General features: G+C 70.2%; 17 protein-coding genes. 8 read left to right on the top strand and 9 right to left on the bottom strand.

All coding sequences use genetic code 11. The features are described 5' to 3' along the window. Nucleotides 1-33 precede the first annotated feature (33 nt). Nucleotides 34-2,271 (top strand): terpene synthase family protein, encoded by a 2,238-nt coding sequence (locus tag ACFFQA_RS16135; protein ID WP_377852765.1) that lies wholly within the window; start codon nt 34-36, stop codon nt 2,269-2,271. On the opposite strand, the gene surE is transcribed toward ACFFQA_RS16135, so the two are convergent. Genes surE through ACFFQA_RS16110 form a run of 5 tightly spaced genes read right to left on the bottom strand, consistent with a single transcriptional unit; the run spans nt 2,244 to nt 6,611 of the window. Next, entirely contained in the window at nt 2,244-3,011 is a 768-nt protein-coding gene (gene surE / locus ACFFQA_RS16130) for a 5'/3'-nucleotidase SurE (protein WP_377852764.1), read from the bottom strand. The genes ACFFQA_RS16135 and surE overlap by 28 nt on opposite strands. Next, nucleotides 3,008-3,940 carry a 1-phosphofructokinase family hexose kinase gene (locus ACFFQA_RS16125; protein WP_377852763.1) on the bottom strand — a complete coding sequence of 311 codons (933 nt, stop codon included), beginning with the start codon at nt 3,938-3,940 and terminating at the stop codon, nt 3,008-3,010. The genes surE and ACFFQA_RS16125 overlap by 4 nt, the downstream gene beginning before the upstream one ends. Before the next feature lie 24 nt (nt 3,941-3,964). After that, the gene (locus ACFFQA_RS16120; protein ID WP_377852762.1) at nt 3,965-4,588 is read right to left on the bottom strand and encodes an alpha-ketoglutarate-dependent dioxygenase AlkB family protein; all 624 of its coding nucleotides are present in this window, start codon (nt 4,586-4,588) and stop codon (nt 3,965-3,967) included. Next, nucleotides 4,585-5,229, bottom strand: a complete 645-nt coding sequence (locus ACFFQA_RS16115; RefSeq protein WP_377852761.1) for a response regulator transcription factor — start codon at nt 5,227-5,229, stop codon at nt 4,585-4,587. Before ACFFQA_RS16115 ends, ACFFQA_RS16120 begins: the two co-directional genes overlap by 4 nt. Further along, on the bottom strand, nt 5,226-6,611 hold the full coding sequence (locus ACFFQA_RS16110; protein WP_377852760.1) for a sensor histidine kinase: 1,386 nt from the start codon (nt 6,609-6,611) through the stop codon (nt 5,226-5,228). The genes ACFFQA_RS16115 and ACFFQA_RS16110 overlap by 4 nt, the downstream gene beginning before the upstream one ends. Nucleotides 6,612-6,620: 9 nt before the next feature. Here ACFFQA_RS16110 and ACFFQA_RS16105 point away from each other — a divergent pair, with 9 nt between their 5' ends. The 3 genes from ACFFQA_RS16105 to ACFFQA_RS16095 all read left to right on the top strand — a co-directional run bounded on the left by ACFFQA_RS16105 (nt 6,621) and on the right by ACFFQA_RS16095 (nt 11,202). Beyond that, a complete protein-coding gene (locus tag ACFFQA_RS16105; RefSeq protein ID WP_377852759.1) occupies nt 6,621-7,034 on the top strand; it encodes a pyridoxamine 5'-phosphate oxidase family protein in 414 nt (137 codons plus the stop codon). Nucleotides 7,035-7,472: 438 nt separating this feature from the next. Further along, nucleotides 7,473-8,102, top strand: a complete 630-nt coding sequence (locus ACFFQA_RS16100) for a hypothetical protein (protein WP_377852758.1) — start codon at nt 7,473-7,475, stop codon at nt 8,100-8,102. Between the two features lie 175 nt (nt 8,103-8,277). Next, complete coding sequence (locus tag ACFFQA_RS16095) at nt 8,278-11,202, top strand: glycosyl hydrolase (protein WP_377852757.1); 2,925 nt, start codon at nt 8,278-8,280, stop codon at nt 11,200-11,202. Between the two features lie 52 nt (nt 11,203-11,254). Here ACFFQA_RS16095 and ACFFQA_RS16090 read toward each other — a convergent pair whose 3' ends face one another. Then, complete coding sequence (locus ACFFQA_RS16090; protein ID WP_377852756.1) at nt 11,255-12,298, bottom strand: hypothetical protein; 1,044 nt, start codon at nt 12,296-12,298, stop codon at nt 11,255-11,257. Nucleotides 12,299-12,531: 233 nt separating this feature from the next. Between ACFFQA_RS16090 and ACFFQA_RS16085 the strand changes: the two genes are divergently transcribed. Both ACFFQA_RS16085 and ACFFQA_RS16080 read left to right on the top strand, forming a co-directional pair. Continuing rightward, the gene (locus tag ACFFQA_RS16085; RefSeq protein WP_377852755.1) at nt 12,532-12,840 is read left to right on the top strand and encodes a hypothetical protein; all 309 of its coding nucleotides are present in this window, start codon (nt 12,532-12,534) and stop codon (nt 12,838-12,840) included. Between the two features lie 133 nt (nt 12,841-12,973). Beyond that, nucleotides 12,974-13,891 carry an alpha/beta hydrolase gene (locus ACFFQA_RS16080; RefSeq protein WP_377852754.1) on the top strand — a complete coding sequence of 306 codons (918 nt, stop codon included), beginning with the start codon at nt 12,974-12,976 and terminating at the stop codon, nt 13,889-13,891. Nucleotide 13,892: 1 nt separating this feature from the next. On the opposite strand, the gene ACFFQA_RS16075 is transcribed toward ACFFQA_RS16080, so the two are convergent. Next, nucleotides 13,893-14,999, bottom strand: coding sequence for an FAD-dependent monooxygenase (locus tag ACFFQA_RS16075; protein WP_377852753.1), 1,107 nt, complete (start codon nt 14,997-14,999; stop codon nt 13,893-13,895). A gap of 131 nt (nt 15,000-15,130) precedes the next feature. Here ACFFQA_RS16075 and ACFFQA_RS16070 point away from each other — a divergent pair, with 131 nt between their 5' ends. Beyond that, nucleotides 15,131-16,060 carry a TetR/AcrR family transcriptional regulator C-terminal domain-containing protein gene (locus ACFFQA_RS16070; protein ID WP_377852752.1) on the top strand — a complete coding sequence of 310 codons (930 nt, stop codon included), beginning with the start codon at nt 15,131-15,133 and terminating at the stop codon, nt 16,058-16,060. Here the strand turns inward: ACFFQA_RS16070 and ACFFQA_RS16065 are convergent. Beyond that, nucleotides 15,976-16,689: a DUF2306 domain-containing protein gene (locus tag ACFFQA_RS16065; protein ID WP_377852751.1), complete on the bottom strand. Its 714-nt coding sequence runs from the start codon at nt 16,687-16,689 to the stop codon at nt 15,976-15,978. The two genes, ACFFQA_RS16070 and ACFFQA_RS16065, sit on opposite strands and share 85 nt — an antisense overlap. A 546-nt stretch (nt 16,690-17,235) precedes the next feature. Here ACFFQA_RS16065 and ACFFQA_RS16060 point away from each other — a divergent pair. Further along, nucleotides 17,236-18,363 carry an HNH endonuclease signature motif containing protein gene (locus ACFFQA_RS16060; RefSeq protein WP_377852750.1) on the top strand — a complete coding sequence of 376 codons (1,128 nt, stop codon included), beginning with the start codon at nt 17,236-17,238 and terminating at the stop codon, nt 18,361-18,363. A gap of 323 nt (nt 18,364-18,686) precedes the next feature. Here the strand turns inward: ACFFQA_RS16060 and ACFFQA_RS16055 are convergent, their stop codons facing one another. Next, on the bottom strand, nt 18,687-19,595 hold the full coding sequence (locus ACFFQA_RS16055; protein ID WP_377852749.1) for an alpha/beta fold hydrolase: 909 nt from the start codon (nt 19,593-19,595) through the stop codon (nt 18,687-18,689). Nucleotides 19,596-19,608 lie beyond the last annotated feature (13 nt).

Raw genomic sequence — 19,608 nt, 5'->3', positions numbered from 1 at the left:
TCGCACGAGACCCGAAGAGAGTAGGCGCACATCATGCAGTCGTTCACGCTGCCCGAGTTCTACGTGCCGTACCCGGCCAGGATCAACCCGCACCTGGAGCGGACGCGGCAGCACAGCGCGGAGTGGGCGAAGCGGATGGGCATGCTCGAATCGAGGACTCCGGACGGCGGTCTGGTGTGGACGGACGAGACGCTCGCGAAGATGGACTACGGCCTGATGTGCGCCTACACCCACCCGGACTGCGACGGCGACGTGCTGGACGTGATCACCGACTGGTACGTGTGGGTGTTCTTCTTCGACGACCACTTCCTGGAGGAGTTCAAGTATTCGCGGGACATCAAGGGCGGCCAGGCGTACCTGGAGCGCCTGGAGAAGTTCATGACCATGGACGGCGAGACACCGCCGGAGGTGACGAACCCGGCGGAGGCCGGGTTGAAGGACCTGTGGGAGCGCACGGTTCCCTCGATGTCGGTCGGCTGGCGCCGCCGGTTCATCACCAGCACGCACAACCTCATGGTCGAGTCCATCTGGGAGCTCAAGAACATCGAGCTCGGCCGCATCGCCAACCCGATCGAGTACATCCAGATGCGCCGCCGGGTCGGTGGCGCGCCGTGGTCGGCGAACCTGGTCGAGTACGCCGTCGGCGCGGAGGTCCCGGACCGCGTCGCGGCGTCCCGGCCGCTTGAGGTCCTGCGGGACACCTTCTCCGACGCCGTGCACCTGCGCAACGACCTGTTCTCCTACCAGCGCGAGGTCGAGGAGGAGGGGGAGAACTCCAACGCGGTGCTGGTGTTCGAGCGGTTCATGGACATCCCGACGCAGCAGGCGGCCGAGCTCGTCAACGACCTGCTGACCTCGCGGTTGCAGCAGTTCGAGAACACCGCGCTGGTCGAGGTCCCCGCGCTGGTCGCGCAGCGGGGCCTGCTGCCGCACGAGCAGCTCGCGATCGGCGCCTACGTCAAGGGACTGCAGGACTGGCAGTCCGGCGGCCACGAGTGGCACGCCCGCTCCAGTCGCTACATGAACCAGGAGATGGACGCGCAGGCCCCGCCGAACCCGCTGCTCGGCGGTCCGCTCGGGCTGGGCACCTCGGCGGCGCGGCTGGAGTTCCGGCCCGGTCTGGAGCGCAGGATCCGGCAGCACACCCACACCCCGGAGCGCCCCGTCGGGCCCCTGCCGCTGCCCGAGCTGTACATGCCGTTCCCGGTCCGCACCAGCCCGCACATCGACGCGGCCCGCGAGCACACCATCGAGTGGGCCCGCGAGATGGGCCTGTTCGACTCGGTGCCCGGTGTCGAGGCGGGCGCGGTGTGGGACGAGAAGCGCGCCAGGGGCATCGACCTGGCCCACTGCGCCGCGATGATCCACGCCGACGCGACGAAGGACGAGCTGTTCCTCTCCACGGACTGGTTGTTCTGGGGCACCTACGGTGACGACTACTTCCCGTTGGTCTTCGGCGTCGCGCGCAACACCGCGCAGGCGCGCGCGTGCTGCGAGCGGTTGAAGCTGTTCATGCCGCTGGACAACACCTCATCGCCGGAACCGGTGACCGGGATCGAGCGCGCACTCGCCGATCTGTGGCGGCGCACCGCCGGGCCGTTGGCCCCGGGGGCGCGGCGGGAGTTCCGCGGGGCGGTGGACGACATGCTCGACAGCTGGGTCTGGGAGGTGGACAACCAGGCGCAGAACCGGGTGCCCGACCCGATCGACTACGTCGAGATGCGCCGCAAGACCTTCGGCTCCGACATGACGATCAGCCTTGCCCGCGTCAAGAGCCTCGGCCTGGTGCCGCAGGAGCTCTACCAGACGCGGACCCTGCACGAGCTGGTCACCGCCGCGATGGACTACGCGATGTTCACCAACGACCTCTTCTCCTACCAGAAGGAGGTCGAGTTCGAGGGCGAGCACCACAACATGGTCGTGGTGGCGGAGAACTTCCTCGGCACCGACCGGATCACCGCGCGGGACCTGGTGGCGAAGCTGATGACCGCGCGGATGGAGCAGTTCGAGCACATCGTCGCCAACGACCTGCCCGACCTGTTCGAGGAGCTCGGCCTCGACGAGAGGACCCGCGCCGTGCTGACCCGGCAGGCCGAGGAGCTCAAGGAGTGGATGTCGGGCATCCTGGAGTGGCACGTGAGGTGCGTGCGCTACCAGGAGGCCGAACTGCGCCGACTGTTCAATGTGGACAGTGCGACGAAGGTCTTCTCGTTCCTGCCGACGGGTTTGGGCACCTCGGCGGTTCACCTCGCCCGCAGCGGAAGCAGGTAGTCGGGGTCCTCGCCGACCGGTCGCAGCGGGGTGATCGTCGGATGCCCCGCTGCGAGCAGGGCGGCGTCGGAGTCCGGCTCGGGCTCCGCGGTGCCCTCGACGTCCACCAGCTCCAGGGTGTCGTCGTGGAGCCGGCGGACCCGGCTGCGCACGGTGCCGAACCGCGCGAGCGGTGCCTGGCGCAGTGGCGGCAGCCGATCCGGCTCCACGTTGGGCACGTTCACGTTGAACACCGTGCCCGCGGGGGAGTCGTGCAGCAGCGCGACGGCCTGCTCGACCGCCCCCGCCGCGCTCGCCCAGTGCTCGGGGCCCGTGTGGTCGAGGCCGACGTCCAGCGAGACAGCCAGTCCGTGCAGATCGTTGACCGAGGCGGTGAGCACCGCGCCGACAGTCCCGGAGTGCAGCACGGCACGGCCGACGTTCGCGCCGCGGTTGATGCCGGAGAGCACGATGTCCGGGATGGAACCGAAAGCTCCCTGTGCCGCGACGAGGACGATGAGCCCGGGGTGCCCTGCGACGGCGCAGGACGGCACGTTCGGCAGCCCGGCGAGCTCCTGGGGTGCCACCGCGATCCTGCGGTGTCCCGTCGCGGTCAGCCCCGCGCTGGTCCCGCTGGACTCGTGGGCCGGAGCCGCGACCACTGTGGACAGTCCGTTCGCGACGGACATCCCGGCGAGCGCCGCCAGCCCCGGCGAGGTGATCCCGTCGTCGTTGGTGACCAGTGCTCGGGCCTTGGTCATGTCTTCCTCTCCGTGATCGGGCGCAGCTCGACGCGTTCGGCCAGCCGCCTGATGGCTTCCCCGTCGCCGGTGCCGAGACCGCGGCGGGTGATGTTCAGCGCTCCGGCGGCGGCTCCCGTGCGCAGCGCCGCGTCCAGCGGTTCGTCCCTGGCCAGGCAGGCCGCGACGCCCGCCGTCATCGAGTCGCCGCCGCCGCGGGTGTCCACCGGGCTCAGCGTCGGCGTGTGCAGGGTGAACAGGTCCTCGCCCGCCAGCGCCAGCGCGGGCTCGGCGGCCCGGGACACCACGACCGCCTCCGGTCCCCGCCTCGCGATCTCCCTGGCGGCCTCCACCAGGTCGGGCAGCTCCGCGCTCGCCGCCCTACCGTCCGCGAGCAGCTCCTCGTGGCTGATCTTGACGAAGGACGGCCGGCCCGCGAGCACGTGCTCCAGCCGCTCACCCGCGAGGTCGGCGAGCACCCGGCAGCCGTTGGCGGTCAGGTCCCCGGTGAGCCTGCGGTAGAACGAGTGCGGCAGCACCCGCTCGTTGCCGGGGCCGCTGAGCAGCGCGATCCCGGTCTCCAGCGCGTGCGTCAGCACCAGCTCGTAGAGGTCGTCCAGGTCGTGCCGCGACAGCTCGCCCGAGGGCATCTCGACCAGCTCCTCCCGGCTGCCGTCGCGGCGGTCGTGCACGTAGGCGCCGTTGCGGGCGTCCACGCGCAGCAGCCGGAGCTCGACGCCGGGCTCGTCGAGCAGGTGTCCCAGCACGTGCCCGGTCTCCCCGCCGACCGCCCCGCACAGCACCACCCGCGCGCCGAGCGAGTTGACCATCCGGGCCTGCCAGACGCCCTGGCCACCCGGGTGCACGTGGATGTCGGGCTCACCGTTGAGGTCCTCGACGGTCACGGTCAGCTGCGGCGAGGGCGCGAAGACGACGACCTGTCCACTCACACCGGGAAGGTTCCCGCTCGCGGCCTACTCCATGCCCGAGACCCGCAAAGTGATGTTGAGCCGCCCACCCGCGCGCAACCCGATCTCGGGCGAGGTGCCAGGGATCGTCCTGGTGACGCCGTGGAAGGCCAGCCGCGACGGCCCGCCGAAGACGAACAGGTCACCGGAGCACAGCTCGACGTCGGTCCACGGGCGGTTGCGGTTCTCGGTGTTGCCGAAGCGGAACACGCAGCTGTCGCCGAGGCTCAGTGACACGACGGGCTCCAGGCTCCGCTCGTCCCGGTCCTGGTGCATCCCCATCCGCGCGTCGGCGTCGTAGTAGTTGACCAACGCGATGTCCGGGGCGTACCCGCTGTCCCCGGTGGCCCTGCGGCCCAGGACACCCAGCCGGTCGGGGAAGGGCTTCACCGGCGAACCGTCCTCGGTGGTGCGGGAGTACCGGTACGGCGTCCAGTGCCAGCCGAGGCAGACCGAGCGCACCGACATCACCGAGCCGTTGGGCATCCGCGTTGCGCGCAGCCCGGCGGGCGGCTTCGACCACTCGCGGCACGCCGCGACGAGCTCGCGCTGCTCCTCCAACGACAGCCAGTCCGGCACGTGCACCGCGCCGGGCGCGATCTCGGCGCGGGTCCTGGGGAACAGGCTCACAGCCCGGCTTCCTTGGCCAGCAAGGCGATCTGCACGCGGTTGGCGCAGTCGAGCTTGGTCATGATCCGGCTTACATAAGCCTTCACCGTCGCCTCGCTCAGGTGCGCTCTGCGGCCGACCTCGGCGTTGGACAGCCCGCGCGCGACCAGGCCCAGCACCTCCTGCTCGCGCGGTGCCAGTGCTCCGACGCGTTGCGCGGCAAGGAGTTTGCTCTCGGCGTTGTCGCGGCCGAGCAGGGCGACCACGCGGCTGGTCACGGCGGGGGAGAGGTGCGCGCCGCCTTCGTGCACCGTGCGCACCGCATCGACCAGCTCGCCTGGTGCGGTGGTCTTGAGCAGAAAACCGTTGGCGCCGCTGGACAACGCGCGCCGGATGTTGTCGTCGTCGCCGAAGGTGGTGAGGATGATCGACCGCGTTCGCGGTGCCAGCTCGGCCAACCGCCGCACCGCGCCGATCCCGTCGAGCACCGGCATCCGGATGTCCAGCAGCGCGATGCTCGCGTTGTGCCGCAACACCTCCTGGACGGCCTGGTTGCCGTCCGCGGTGTCGGCGACCACGTCGATGTCGTCGGCGGAGGCGAGAATTGCGCGAATTCCCTGACGCACGAGGGGGTCGTCGTCCGCCAGCACGACCTTGATCACGGTCTCGTCCCTTCGAGCAGCGCGCCGTCTCGGAAACACAGTCTGTACGGGATGATCCTGCCGGACTCCTCGCCGTGGTAGTACCGACAGGTCGCCCTGTCGGGAACCGAGGCCCCGGTGTCTGCGAGCAGCGACTGGCGTTCGGGCAGTCTGGCCATGACGTCGTTCTCCGCCTGCCCCGCGCGAAGCTCCGCGATCACCGCGGCAGGCACCTCACCCCAGTGCCGCAGCTGCGCCATCACGATCACGGCGACCAGCAGGGCCATCACGCCCACCACCGACGCCGCCGCGACGAGCGGCTTCTGTCGGTGCGGAGCCGGTTCTGCGGTTGCCGGCGCGTCGCCGACCCGGTAGGGCAGCACGGCGGCGAGCAGGAAACCGTCGCGGTCGCGCCCCGCGCTGAACACGCCCCCGACGAGCTCGACCCGCTCGCGCAGCCCGGCAAGGCCCTGACCGCTCCCCGTCGAGTACCTGGCCACGGGCGGTGAGCCGCTGCGCACCTGGACGGCGAGGCCGTCGTCCCGGTAGGTGAGGCGGACCTCGACGGCGGCTCCGGGCGCGTGCTTGGCGGCGTTGGTCAACCCCTCCTGGACCACGCGGTAGGCGGTGTGCGCGGACGCGGCGGCCAGCGGCAGGGGTTCCCCCTCGGTGACCAGCTCGGCGTTGTGGGCTTCGACCAGGTCGTCGATCCCGCCGATGTCGCGGTTCGCGCAGCTGTCGGGTTCCTGGCCGGGACGGAGCATGCCGATCACGTCGGCCAGCTCGGTGGCGGCCCTGCGCGTGGCCTCACCGACCCGGGCCACGGCCTCCCGGTGCTCCGGCGACAGCGTCCGGTCGACCTGGAGCGCGCCCGCCTGGATGCTGATCAGGCTCAGCTGGTAGCCGAGGCTGTCGTGCATGTCGCGCGCGATCCGGTTCCGCTCCCGCAGCCGCGCCTGCCGCACGAGCAGCTCGGTGCGTTCGCCCCGCTGCCGGATGTGGCTCCCGGCGAGGGCGGCTCCGCAGTACATCGCCAGCCCCCACCAGATCTGGGCCGCGTCGAAGCGCACCGTGGTGGCGAGCAGCACCGCGCCGACGGCGAGCCACAACCGGGTGGCCTTGGCGGTTCGGTACCCGGCGGAGAAGCACAGCAGCGGGATCACCGCCGGGACCACGTCCAGCACGTGCAGGCCGGTCGCCGCGAGCAGGGCCGTGATCGGGGCGCGGTGCCGCAGCAGCACCAGCAGCGGGGTGAGCACCACGGCCGCGACCACGGAGCTCTCCGACCACGCGGTCGTCACCACGGCGAAGATGACCGTGGCGGCGAGCAGGCTGCACTCGGCGACGAGCCCCGCCACGTCGATCCTGGCCGGGACCGGTGCGCGCCGGGTGAGTGCGGTCATGGGCCCATAATGACGACCATGTCGAAGATCGAGTTGAGCGAGGACCTCCGCGCCTTCTGGGCAGAACGCCACCTGTGCACGCTGAGCACGATCCGACGGGACGGCACCCCGCACGTGGTGCCGGTGGGCGTGACCCTGGACGCCGACGCGGGCATCGCGCGAGTGATCACTTTCAACCACTCCCAGAAGGTCAAGCACGTGCGCGCGGCGGGTGAGGCCGGAGCCACGGTCGCGGTCTGCCAGGTCGACGGCGGCCGCTGGTCCACCCTGGAAGGCCGAGCGGTGGTCCGCGACGACGCGGCCTCGGTGGCCGAGGCGGAGCAGCGCTACGCCGCCCGCTACCGCACCCCTCGCCCCAACCCGGCCCGCGTGGTCATCGAGATCACCATCACCCGCCTCCTCGGCAACACCGGACGGGCTTAGACCGTGTCCTGCACGTGGTGACACCACCTCATCACCCCCTGGCGCTCTCACCCCCGCGCCCGTGTTTTCGCGTTTTGTCACCTAAATGCGCGAAAGAGCGCTCCCATTTCGCATTTAGGTGACAAAACGCGATAAGGGGCACGGGGGTGGAGAGCGCCAGAGGGCGGTGGGGGTGGTGGCGCCACGTGCAGCGCGTGGCTGGTGCTGCGGGGCTTGAGGACAAGGCGCTGGAGCGGGGGTGGCGCCTCTTCGCGGCTCAGGGCGTGGCAGTGCTGCGCTAGGTCCATCGCGAGGGTCGTGGCATCAGGTTGTCTATGGCCGGATTTCGGCTTCCCTCAAGGGTTTTCTGGTCGGCCCGCGGCGCGGGTCCGTGCGCCTAGCGTGCTCATCCCGACACCTTCGTCTTGGAAGAGGATGAGTGTGAGTACCGTTTCCCGCGTGCGCCGCGCCATCGCATCGGCGTTGGGCGCGTTGGTCCTCGTCGCCGGTGTGCTCGTCTTCGCCGCCGCGCCCGCGAGCGCCGCCGCGCAGTGGATCTGCTTCGGTTCGCCTATCCCCGCCAACCACGTGATCACCAGGATCGACGGCAACGGCTGCAACCGCTCCGGGGCCAACTACATCGAGCCGGTTCGCGACGGGATCTGGACCTGCCTCGGTTCTCCGGTGCCCGACCCGTACGTGATCACCCGGTTGCAGGCCAATGGCTGTGGCAGCGTCGGGCGGTACCTGGAGCTGCCGCGCGACGGTCAGTGGATCTGCCTCGGCTCGCCGATGCCCGCCGGATACGTCATCACCCGCTTGCAGCCCAACGGCTGTGGCAGTGTCGGCAGCTACATCGAGCTGCCGAGGGACGGGATCTGGACCTGTCTCGGCTCGCCGGTGCCCGACCCGTACGTGATCACCCGGTTGCAGGCCAATGGCTGTGGCAGCGTCGGGCGGTACCTGGAGCTGCCGCGCGACGGTCAGTGGATCTGCCTCGGTTCCCCGCTGCCCGCCGGGTACGTGATCACCCGCACCGACCCGCGCGGCTGCGGGGGTGGCGGCTCGAACTACATCGTGCGGGCCTGAGCCCGCGGACGGGGCCCGGAGCGGGCCCCGTCCGTCTCGGCCATTCGGCCGCCGGGGGCACTGAATCGTTGACGGGCGTCGTGACCTGTTGCTACAACTTCGCGAGAGCGCTCTCATGCGTGAGCTCCGCCGCCGCTCGACCCCGTGCCCCGCCTCGCTCAAAGGAGAGCAGTCCATGGGATTTCGCAGCGGGCTCAGACCCACCGGCCGACTCGGCATGATCGCGGCGACGACCGCGGCCGCGCTCACCGCCTCGGTGCTGCTCGTCGTGACCCCCGCAGGAGCCGAGCCGGTCGGCGCCGGCAGCTACACCAGCACCCTGCCGCCCGGCGCGGCACTGCCGACCGCGTGCTCGGACCTGGCGACCAACCCCAGGCGGCACCTCACCGCCAACGCGCCCGCCGGCGCCGTCCCCACCAACGACTGGTGGTCCTCGCTGGTCTACAAGCGGACCGAGTGCGCGTTCTCCGACAACCTGATGGCGCACCCCTTCTCCTTCGACACCGTGGCGGGCGGCCTCGGCGTCGACTACTCGACCACGCCGACCATCACCGGCACCGCCACCACCGTCGGGGAGTACCACTACCAGTACGGCGCGGACTTCACCCTCGGCGTGACCGGGCTGAACGCGTCCGAGGCCAAGGTCGACGGCTGGACCGACTGGACCGTCAGCCCGTACTGGTCCGACGGCGCCCGCACCCTGCGCGCCACGATCGGCCACGGTTCCCCGTTCGTCTACGCGCGGGTGACGGGCGGTGACGCACGACTGAGCTTCTCCGCCGCGCCGACCGTGTGGTCCAACAGCGGCTCCCGCATCGGGTTCTCCGTCGACGGACACGACTACGTCGCCTACGCGCCGAGCGGTGCCACCTGGAGCTCCGGCGGTACTGCGATCACCTCGAACCTCGCGGGCAAGGGCTACTTCTCCGTCGCGGTCCTGCCCACCACGCCGAGCTCCAGCAACGCTGACCGCACCGCGCTGGCCAACTCCTACGGCACCTACGCGCACTCGCACATCACCGGCACACGGGTGTCGTGGAGCTACGACCAGGCCGCGAGCACGGTCAGCTCCACCTACGCCTTCACCACTCAGGCGCTCGAAGGCTCCGCGACCGGCACCGTGGTTTCCCTTTACCCGCACCAGTGGCAGAACCTCAGCGGCGGTGGCACTCCGATCGCCAACACCTACGTCTCGCCGCGCGGGCCGATGAAGACGCTTGTCGGCACTTCGTCGTTCACCACGAGCATGCGCTACAACGGTGTGCTGCCGGAGCTGCCCGCTGTCGGCATCACCGGCGGGGATCTGAGCACCCTCAACGGTTTCCTCGACCAAGCCGCGCAAGGCGACCCGCTGGCCGGGTTCAACAACGACACCTACTGGACGGGCAAGGCCGTCGGGCGCGCGGCGCGGCTCGCGGAGATCGCCGACCAGCTCAACCGGACCGATGTCCGCGACAAGATGCTCAACGCGATCAAGGGCAGGCTCACCGACTGGTTCACCGCGTCGCCGGGCAAGTCGGAGCGGGTCTTCTACTACGACCGCAACTGGGGAACGCTGATCGGATATCCCGCCTCCTACGGCTCGGACACCGACCTCAACGACCACCACTTCCACTACGGCTACTACATCGCGGCAGCGGCGACGCTGGCGAAGTTCGACCGGAACTGGGCCTCCGGCGGTCAGTACGGCGGCATGGTGGACCTGCTGATCCGCGACGCCAACAACTACGACCGCAACGACACGCGGTTCCCGTTCCTGCGCGACTTCGACATCTTCGCCGGGCACGACTGGGCCGCGGGGCACGGCGCGTTCTTCGCGGGCAACAACCAGGAGTCCTCGTCGGAGGGCATGAACTTCGCCAACGCGCTGATCCAGTGGGGCCAGGTCACCGGCAACAACGCGATCCGCGACGCGGGCCTCTACATCTACACCACGCAGGCCAGCGCGATCCGCAACTACTGGTTCGACCCGCAGGACCAGGCGTTCCCCGCCGCGTTCCAGCACTCCACGGTCGGGATGGTGTGGGGCGACGGCGGCGCGTACTCCACCTGGTTCACCGCCGAGCCGGAGAAGATCCACGGCATCAACATGCTGCCGATCACCGGTGGCTCGCTGTACCTGGGCCACGATCCCGGCTACATCGACCGCAACGTCGCGGAGATCGTCCGCAACAGCGGCAGCCAGCCGAAGGTGTGGCAGGACATCATCTGGTCGTTCCAGGCACTGTCCAAACCGGACGACGCGCTGGCGGCGTTCCGCTCGACGAACTACACCCCGGAGGAGGGTGAGAGCAAGGCGCACACCTTCCACTGGCTGCGCAACCTCAGCGCCCTCGGGCAGGTGGACACCGGTGTCACCGCGAACCACCCACTGCACGCGGTGTTCACCAAGGGCGGCAACAGGACCTACGTCGCCACCAACCTCGGAAGCTCTCCGATCACCGTGCGCTTCTCCAACGGCACAACGCTGAACGTGCCGGCGGGGAAGACCGCGACGACCGGAGCGCACACCTGGACCGGTGGCAACGCCGTTCCCGGCCCGGGAAACCCGACGACGACCACGACCACCACCACCACCACCCCGCCGCCGGTCGGTAGCTCGACTCTGCACGTGACGAGTCCGAACACGCTGTCGGCCGCGAGTGGTTCCGGTGCGCGCAGTGATGCGATCGAGGGCGCCGGCGGGCGGAACTTCGACGGTGTGCCGACCAATGCGCGCGTCTACACCGCGTGTGGGATCACCGGCAGCTTTGACCCGTCGAAGCAGACCCAGTTCTCGCTCCAGGTGGACTCCGCGACCGGGGTCGGCAACGGAGTGCAGGCCCGGATCTCCTACGACGCCAATGGTTCCGGCAACTACTCGCGTGTCGAGACCTACCGGTACTTCGCGACGGACCCCGTCAACGGCTGGGAGACCTACACCCAGGCGGCCGGGACCCAGTCGCAGACAGGGTCCCTGTCGAACATGACCAACGGCTGCGTGAAGCTGGAGGTCTGGAGCGCCATCGGCAGCGGGGTCAGCTCGCTGCGCGCGAGCGCGACGGCTGCGGAGGGACGTCAGTCCACTGTGGTCATTCCGTTCGTGGTCTCCGGGCGCTGACCGACTCGGCCCGGTCCTTCTCCGTTGCGGGACGGGGGAGGGCCGGGCCGCATCACTTTCCGGCCCTGAGCAGGGTTGAGCACCTCGTGGCAGCGGACAAGGCGCCGCTGTTCCCGTTGTGGGCGAAGGAGTCCGCGGCGGTGTCGGCGAACTTGATCGCATGCGGGTCACCCGTGGACGCCGCGAGCTCGAAGACCTCGTTCAGGGTTGTGGCCACCGGAAGATCCCCCTCCGGGGCGGCCTTCGCCGGAGAGTAGATCGAGGTGACCGCCGCCGTCGCCGCCCACGCCGCGCACAGGCTCGGCACCCACAACCGCTGTGGCAGAGCGGGAAGCGTGCGCAGCAATGCGTTGGGTGCTGTCGCACCGTGGACGGACATGATCGCGGCACCATGGCCGTAGGAGCGGTAGTGCAGCACGGCCGCGTCGACGAGGTCGGCGAGCAGCTCCCGTGCCTGCTCCGCCGTCGTAGGACAGCGCAGCGCTGCCAGAGACTCCGGCCAGCCGCTGAGGAAGGCGAGGCGGGCGAGGCGAACCTGGATGCCGCCGGTCTGGTTGCCCAGCAGCGGCACTCCGGCCAGGGCCTCTTCTGGGTCACGAGAGCCCGCGGGCACGGCGACGCCGGGCACCGGCTCCCAGCGCGCGGCCCAGTAGCCCAGCCCGTGTGCGAGCTCGGCGACGCGGGGCGCGGTGGGCTCGTCCTCCAGCAGCACGCGCACCGCGTGACCGACCCGGATGACACCATGGGTCGCGCCCGCGGCCACGCCCGGCAGCAGGCGTGGCCACCAGGTGGTCAGGACGTCCTGCCACGGCCGGTCCACCAGCTCGACCGTGAAGTGCTTGATCCAGTCACCGATGCGGCGCTCGTCGCCCAGCGCCTCCAGCCACTCGTCCCCGATGCGGTGCGTGGCGGCGGGCAGATCGTCCAACTGGGTGCTGTAGTCGTCGATCCAGCGGTGCACCAGACCCGCGTGCCCGGCCCGGACAAGGGACTCCACGGTCATGGGAGCGTGGTTGGACAGCCAGCCCTGGAACTCCGGACCGGTGCGGTGCAGGCGCTCGTACGCCTCGTCGAGTACGCCCGTGCGGTCGGACATCGTGTGGATCTCCCTGACTCGTCGATGGTGCCTGACCAGTCTGGAACCTCTAGCTAGGTCGAGGTCAATGCTGCGCGGGCGGCGGCGTGCGAAGGCAACGGCGGAGTCACGATGGGGTCGCGAACAGCGGCGCAAAACCCGCTGGCATCGGGCGGACCAGCGGAAACGGACGTAGCGTTGCGTCTTTCCGCAGGCCGGGGACACGGCGGCGGCGTGAACGTGAGGTGGCAGTCGTGGAGTACTTCGTGGTCACCGTGGAGGGCGCTCAGCAGATCGCCGAGAGCGGTGAGTTGTTGCGGGAATGGCATGGTCATCAGCTCTACGAGCTCCTCGTGTACGCGGGGTACCCGCTGACGCGGGGCGACATCGAGGTCGACGGCATCGAGGTGGGCGGCTGCGCGGACTGGTTCGACCTGGCGGTGGACCCGGTCACCGCCGAGGTGGTCGCGCACACCCACGGCGCCGAGCCCAAGGCGCACCACCTCGGCGACGCCGGGCGGGTCCTGCTCGACTGGTACCTGCGCGAGGTCGACGCGTGTTGAGATAGCGCTCGCTGAAAAGCGTTTGCGGCCTTCGTAGACTCGACTCAGAGAGACACCGGTGGAACAGGCGCCCGCCGGCGTTGGGACGTCGTCCCGGATGCTGAGTCGCGCCTCGTACCGGATTGGCCGCACCATGTTTCTCCTTCGTTCCGCGCTCGTCTCCGTTCTCGTCATGTGCCTCGCCCCGGTGGTCGTCTCCGCCACACCCCCGGCGTGCGCCCAGCGCACCGTCTCGGTCGAAGGCCAGCGGATCGCCACCTGGCTCTGCCTGCCGCGCGGGCGCACCCCTCGAACACCCGTCCAGCTCCTCGTGCACGGCGCGACCTACGACCACCACTACTGGGACGACTACGCGCGAGCGGCCGTCGAGCGCGGGTTCGCGACCCTCGCCGTCGACCGGCTCGGCTACGGGCTCAGCGACCACCCAGATCCCACCACGCTGACCCTCGCCGCTCACGGGCGAGTGCTGCACCAGCTGGTGAAAGGGCTTCGCGAAGGGAAGTTCGGCCCGCGCTTCCGCTCAGTTGTCCTTAATGGACACTCGCTCGGCGCGCTCGCGAGCCGCTACGCCGCGACCCACGGCGGAGGCGACGCCATGATCCTCAGCGGGGTTCCGGTCCCCACGGGCACGCCGCGGTCCGCGCGCGGCGGGGACTTCCCGTTCTGGCCCGCCGAGCAGGACCCGAAGTTCGCGGGCCGGAACTGGCCGCCCGGATACCTGACCACTCGTCCCGGCGCTCGCGCGGGACTGTTCCTGCACGCCGGGGACTACGACCCGGAGGTCGCCGCCGCCGACGAGGAGGGCAAGGACACGGTGCCCTCCGCCGAGCTCGGCGAGGCCGACGGCGGCGCGGTTCCGCCGCCCCCACCGGGGATGCCCGTGCTCACCGTGCTCGGCCGCTTCGACGCCCTGTACTGCCCGAGCACCGGGGACTGCCGGACCGATCCGGCTGCCGCCGCGACCCCGCACGTCATCGAGCGCAGCGGGCACTGCCTGAACCTCGGCCACGGCGCCGCGGAGTTCTACCGGCTCACCTTCGACTGGCTGTAGATCAGTCCAGGGAGATCGCGACCTTGGCGCGCTCCGTGGACTCCTCCGCCGGGGGCCGGCCGGGGTTCTCCGTCGCCAGGGCCTGGTTGGCCAGCGCGAACGGCCGCATCCGCCGCTCGTAGGCCGCGAAGCCCGCGACGTGGTCGCCCCCGGCCCGCTCCAGCTCCTCGGCGAGCACGTACGCGCCGACCAGCGCGAGGCTGGTGCCCTGTCCGGAGAGCGGGGAGGCGCAGTAGCCCGCGTCGCCGACGAGCGTGACCCGGCCCGCCGACCAGGTGTCCATCCGGACCTGCGCCATCGCGTCGAAGTAGAAGTCCGGCGCGGTCCACATCGCCTCCAGCAGCTTGGGCGTCTCCCAGCCCACTCCCGCCAGCGCCTCCGCGAGCATCCGGCGGTGCGCGTCGTTGTCGCGGCGGTCGTGGGTGATCGGCCCGGACTCGACGCCGAGGGTCACCCGCAGCTCCTTGTTGTCCCGCACCGGGTAGACCGCGTACCCCGCGTTGCCCTCGCGCACCCAGACCTGCCAGTCGTCCAGGCCGAGGAAGTTCTCCGCGCTGAACACGCCGAGATAGGTGCCGAGGTGGTGCACGAACCGGCTCTCCGGCCCGAACGCCAGCGCCCGCACCCCGGAGTGCAGGCCGTCGGCGCCCACCACCACGTCGAACGTGCGCGGCGCGGCGTTCTCGAAGCTCACCAGGACGCCGTCGCCGGTCTCCTCCAACGCGGTGATCGTGTCACCGAAGACGTACTCGACGGAGTCCCTGGTGCTCTCGTAGATCATCCCCGTGAGGTCCTCGCGCAGCAGTTCGACGTCGCCGCTGTCGAAGCGCCCGCTGCTCAACGCCATCTCGGTGGAGCGCATGATCTCGTTGCCCTGACCGTCGAGCATCTGCATGCCGCGCATGGTGGTCCGCGCCGCCCGCACCCGCTCCAGCAGTCCCATCCGGTCCACCACGTCCAGCGCGACACCGCGGACGTCGATGGCCTGGCCGCCCGGACGCGGCGCCGGGGCCCGCTCGACCACGGTCACCTCGAAGCCCCTGCGCCGCAGCCAGTAGGCGAGCGCCGGACCCGCGACGCTCGCCCCGCAGATCAGCACGTTCCGCATTGTCTTCTCCTTGGCTCGATGAGCTGTACGCAGGTAGCGTACGACGTACAAACAGCTCTGTAGAGCCAAGAAGCAGCTAATCTGTGCTAGCGCAGTGAGGTTCTGTACTAGGACAGGGGAGAGGAAGCGCGATGGCCGAGAACCCGCCGTATGCCCGCATCGTCGCGGAGATCCGCCGCCGCATCACCGAAGGGGAGCTCGCCCCCGGCGACCGGGTCCCGTCCACGCGGCAGATCGCCATCAAGTGGGGCGTCGCCCTGGCCACCGCGACCAAGGCGCTGACGGTGCTGAAGCAGGAGGGCCTCGTCCGGCCGGAGCCCCGCGTGGGCACGGTCGTCGCGGTGGCGCCCGCGCGGGACAAGCCGCGACCGCGCCCACCGGCCGAGCCCGGCGACGAGCTGACCCGCGACCGCATCGTGCGCGCCGCCATGGAGATCGCCGACGCCGAGGGCCTGGCCGCGGTGTCCATGCGCGGGGTCGCGGCGAAGCTCGGCGTCGGCACGATGTCGCCCTACCGGCACGTCGACGGCAAGGACGCTCTGGTGATGCTGATGGCCGACGCCGCGTACGGCGAGCTGGAGCCGCCCGACTCGCGGATCAAGGACTGGCGGGCGCGGCTGGAGCTGGGCTCACGGGGGCTGTGGCGGCTCTACCGCGCGCATCCGTGGCTGGCCCACTTCACGACGCTGACCCGGCCGGTGATGCTGCCCAACCTCGCGGTGCACGCCGACTGGATGATCAGCGCGTTCTCCGGGCACGGCCTGCCCGCGACCAAGGTGATGAACCTGCACGTGCTGCTGTTCACCTACGTGCAGGGCGTCGCGGTGAACCTGGAGCGCGAGGCGCAGGCCGAGGCCACCAGCGGCCTCACCGACCAGGAGTGGATGGACGCCCAGGAAGCCGACTTCGCGTCCTACGTGGAGTCGGGTGAGTTCCCCGCGTTCAGCCACCTGATGCGCAGCTTCGGCCCGGAGGGCTACGACCTCGACCTCGACGAGGTCTTCGAGCTGGGGCTGGCGGCGCTGCTCGACGGCATCGCCGTCCTGGTCCGCCGCCGCTGACCGCGGTCCAGCCACCACTGCGCGGCCAGCAGCGGGATCGTCCACCCCAGCCAGGAGGAGATGGCGCCGATCGACTGCGTCAGCGCGAGCTCACTGCCCCCGAACGCGGTCTCCAGCCGCGGGGTGAGCACCACGCTCGCGAGAACCGACCACAGCCGGTTGGTGATGATCGACATGGTCAGCGCGAAGCTGCGGACCATCCACCGGCGGTGCTCGGCCATCCGCCGCTGCCGCGCGGTGACCAGCCCCATCACGGTGAAGCCGAGCCACATCGCGGACAGCAGCACGTGACTGACCTGCGCCACCGGGCCGAACGGGCTGGTGATCCCGACGACGAAGCCGAGCGCCCCGGCGGGCAGCACCCCCGCGAAGACGTAGACCCGCCCGATGATGCGGTGCTTCGCGGGATGGCGCTGCCGCAGCCACGGCCAGACCTGAAGAGCGCACGTCACCATCGCAACGGCCCCGAAGAGGATGTGCGCGACGAGCACGGGGTAGTGCGCCGGGAAGTCCGGCGGCGCCGGCACGAGCGAGCGCGCCGGGTCGAAGCTGAGGTAGCGCGGCAGCGAGAACGCCAGGAAGGCGATCACCACGAACGCCAGCGGAGCAATCCAGGGCCGTCGAAACATGTGTGTTCCCCCAGGTCGGTTGGTCGTTCCGGACGCTAACCACGCGAATCCCCGACGTCCCTGGTGCTGGCGCCCCCTCCCCAGTGGGGCAAGCCCCCGCTCCCGGCCCTCCGCCTTTCGCCTTCCGCCCCTGCCTTCCGCCTTCCGCCCTCCGTCTGAGCCCGTCCGGCAGGTCCTCGGGCGCGACGCCGAACGGGGAAACCGGGGGCGCGCAACCGATGCGGGCGGTGACTGAGCCGCAGGCGTGGCATCTGCCGCCGTCGTTCGGGGTCGCGATGCCGGGTGACCTCGGCTCACAGCGGTTGATCGGCTGGTCGCGGGCGGCGGCCGCGTGTGCGACCTGATCCGGTCCCAACCCGACCGGGGCACGCCCTTTCCTGCCCCGCCCCGCGCCCTGATCTGTTCCACGAACTTGTCCGACTGAGACACCCCTTGAGCACCCGCCCGACTTTGGCGATAATGCCACGTTCGCCGACAGCGAAAGAATTGGCGCTATTTCACCCTATGGAGCCATGATCACCATTTTCGGCGAGATAGAATAGGAATATGACCCCCGACGAGACCCTCGATGCCATCGAGGACGCCTACCGCGCGGTGAATCACGCGCACGCGGTCCTGGCACGCCGTCTCGCCGATCTGGTGGTCAGCACAGATTTCGCCGAATACCCGTATCTCGGGGATGAGGTCGGGGCGTTGCTCTCGATTTCCTCGCGCAAGGCGAGCACGCTGATCAACCACGCCGAGAACCTCGCCTCCCGCCCCGCCGTGCTCGCCGCCTTGGAGGAGGGCCGGATCGACCAGGGCAAAGCCCTGCTGATCGTGGACCAGCTGGAGCCGTTGACCGCTGTGCACGCCGAGATCGTGGAAGCGGTACTGGTGGAGTACGCCCGTACCCACCACTACAGCCGGATCCGGCAGCATGCCCAGCGCCTGATCGCGAAGGTGGATCCGGAGGCGGCGGCGCGGCGGCATGAGGAGAAGAAGCGGACCCGGCGGGTGGAGAAGCTGAACCTCGATGACGCGATGTGTGCGTTGCGGTTCCAGTTCACCGCCCTCCAGGGTGCGTTGGTGTGGGATCGGATCGACCGCATCGCCCGAGGTCTCGGCGATGATGAGCGCACCATGGACCAGCGCCGCGCCGATGTCGCGTTTGACCTGTTGATGGGCAAGGAGACCGGTGCCCCGCAGGGTGAGGTGAAGGTCCTGGTCACCCTCCCCGCGACCACGTTGATGAGGATGGACCAGGAACCGGGGATGCTCGCGGGCTACGGTCCGATTCCCGCAGATGTGGCGCGGGATATCGCGGCGGGAGGTACGTGGAAGCGGATCCTGACCGACCCGGTGACCGGGGTGGCGGTGGATGTGGGGCGGACGAACTACCGCCCGTCAGCCGCTCTCGCGGACCTGGTGCGGGCGCGGGATGTCACGTGTGTGGCGATCGGCTGTCGGCAACCGGCGCACCGCTGCGACTTGGATCATTGCGAACCCTTCGACGGCACCAACACCATCGCGGATGACCTGGGCGCGAAATGCCGACGACATCACGTGATGAAGCATCACACTCGGTGGAAACGAACCCAGCTTCCCGGCGGTATCCATATTTGGACGACCCCGATGGGAAGAACGTATGTCCGGGAACCCGAACCGATCGCGGATCCTGGTCCACCGTTTTAGACCCGGCCCCGGCTAGCCCGCCACCGTATTAGGTGAGCGGGCTAGCCGGGGTTGGCGCCCAAGGAAATGCGCGCCGGAGTCCGGGAGAATTATCCGGGGGCAACCCGACGGAGTCGGGGCGGCAGCCCGGCCGTAAACGTCACCATGGCCTCAACGCCACCACAACCCAAACGTCACCACGGCGTCAACGCCACCACGGCGTCAACGCCACCGACGCCACCAAACTCCGAACCCACCGCCACGACCGCACGCCCGTGGCGGTGGAATCCGAGACCGCTTCGCGAATCGTGGCCAGACGCGGTGCCGCATCGGGCCGGTGCCGCCTACCCGGCCGTGGTGTGGTCGAGGACCGCGGCGGCCAGCTGCTCGTGCACCTCGGGTGGCAGGGTGTGGCCCATGCCGTCGATCTCCAGGTAGCGGGCACCCGGGATCTCCTGGGCGATCAGCTTGCCGTGACCGGGCTTGACCGGCTCGTGGGTGCCCTCCACCACCAGGGTCGGCGCGGTGATCTCACCGAGTCGGCCCACGGGCTCGAATGCCGGGTCGGCCGCCCAGGCCCGCTGGTGGTTGGACACGGTGCGGGGGTCGCGGTCGCGATCGAGCAGCCGCTCCTCCAGCGCGCGCTGGGCGTCGGCGTCGAAGGGCAGCACCGGGCCGTGCAGCACCCTGGCCAGCTCGATCTGGAAGTCGATCACCTCGGCGCGGGTCGCGGGCGGCGGGCTGGTGGCCGCCCTGGCGAACAGCTCGACGAACGCGGGCAAGGGTTCGGGCAGGCTGCCCGGTTCCTGCGGCTGGGCGGACAGGGCGCGCGTCACGACCAGGCCCTCCTGGCCGCCGAGCGGCGAGGAGCCGATGGCGGTCAGCGACGCGATCCGCTCCGGGTGCTCCACGGCGACCCACTGGCCGAGCAGGCCACCCGCCGAGTGCCCGACCAGGTGCACCCGGTCGATGCCCAGCGCGTCGAGCAGGCCGATGATGTCGTCCTTGACCGCCGCCCAGGTGTAGGGCGTCGCCTCGAAGTCCAGGGCGCTGGAGCGGCCGGTGTCGCGGTGGTCGTAGCGGATCACCCGGCGGCCGCCCGCGGTGATCCGGCCAACGAGCTCGTCCGGCCAGAGCAGGCCCTGCGACATCGAGCCCATCACGAGCAGCACCGGCGGGTGCGTCGGGTCGCCGAACTCCTCGACCCACAGCTCGACCCCGTTGACCTTGATGATGTTTCCCTCGGTTGGCATGTCCGCAACTCTG

The sequence above is a fragment of the Allokutzneria oryzae genome, from assembly GCF_042429765.1.
GTDB lineage: Bacteria > Actinomycetota > Actinomycetes > Mycobacteriales > Pseudonocardiaceae > Allokutzneria > Allokutzneria oryzae.
The sequence above is the reverse complement of the archived record's forward strand: the minus strand, read 5'-3'. Positions and strand labels throughout refer to the sequence as shown.

Coding starts and splice junctions, on each gene's coding strand:
- ACFFQA_RS16135 (WP_377852765.1), top strand. CDS start 34: ATGCAGTCGTTCACGCTGCCCGAGTTCTACGTGCCGTACCCGGCCAGG.
- surE (WP_377852764.1), bottom strand. CDS start 3,011: ATGACCAAGGCCCGAGCACTGGTCACCAACGACGACGGGATCACCTCG.
- ACFFQA_RS16110 (WP_377852760.1), bottom strand. CDS start 6,611: ATGACCGCACTCACCCGGCGCGCACCGGTCCCGGCCAGGATCGACGTG.
- ACFFQA_RS16105 (WP_377852759.1), top strand. CDS start 6,621: ATGACGACCATGTCGAAGATCGAGTTGAGCGAGGACCTCCGCGCCTTC.
- ACFFQA_RS16095 (WP_377852757.1), top strand. CDS start 8,278: ATGGGATTTCGCAGCGGGCTCAGACCCACCGGCCGACTCGGCATGATC.
- ACFFQA_RS16090 (WP_377852756.1), bottom strand. CDS start 12,298: ATGTCCGACCGCACGGGCGTACTCGACGAGGCGTACGAGCGCCTGCAC.
- ACFFQA_RS16080 (WP_377852754.1), top strand. CDS start 12,974: ATGTTTCTCCTTCGTTCCGCGCTCGTCTCCGTTCTCGTCATGTGCCTC.
- ACFFQA_RS16075 (WP_377852753.1), bottom strand. CDS start 14,999: ATGCGGAACGTGCTGATCTGCGGGGCGAGCGTCGCGGGTCCGGCGCTC.
- ACFFQA_RS16070 (WP_377852752.1), top strand. CDS start 15,131: ATGGCCGAGAACCCGCCGTATGCCCGCATCGTCGCGGAGATCCGCCGC.
- ACFFQA_RS16065 (WP_377852751.1), bottom strand. CDS start 16,689: ATGTTTCGACGGCCCTGGATTGCTCCGCTGGCGTTCGTGGTGATCGCC.
- ACFFQA_RS16060 (WP_377852750.1), top strand. CDS start 17,236: ATGACCCCCGACGAGACCCTCGATGCCATCGAGGACGCCTACCGCGCG.
- ACFFQA_RS16055 (WP_377852749.1), bottom strand. CDS start 19,595: ATGCCAACCGAGGGAAACATCATCAAGGTCAACGGGGTCGAGCTGTGG.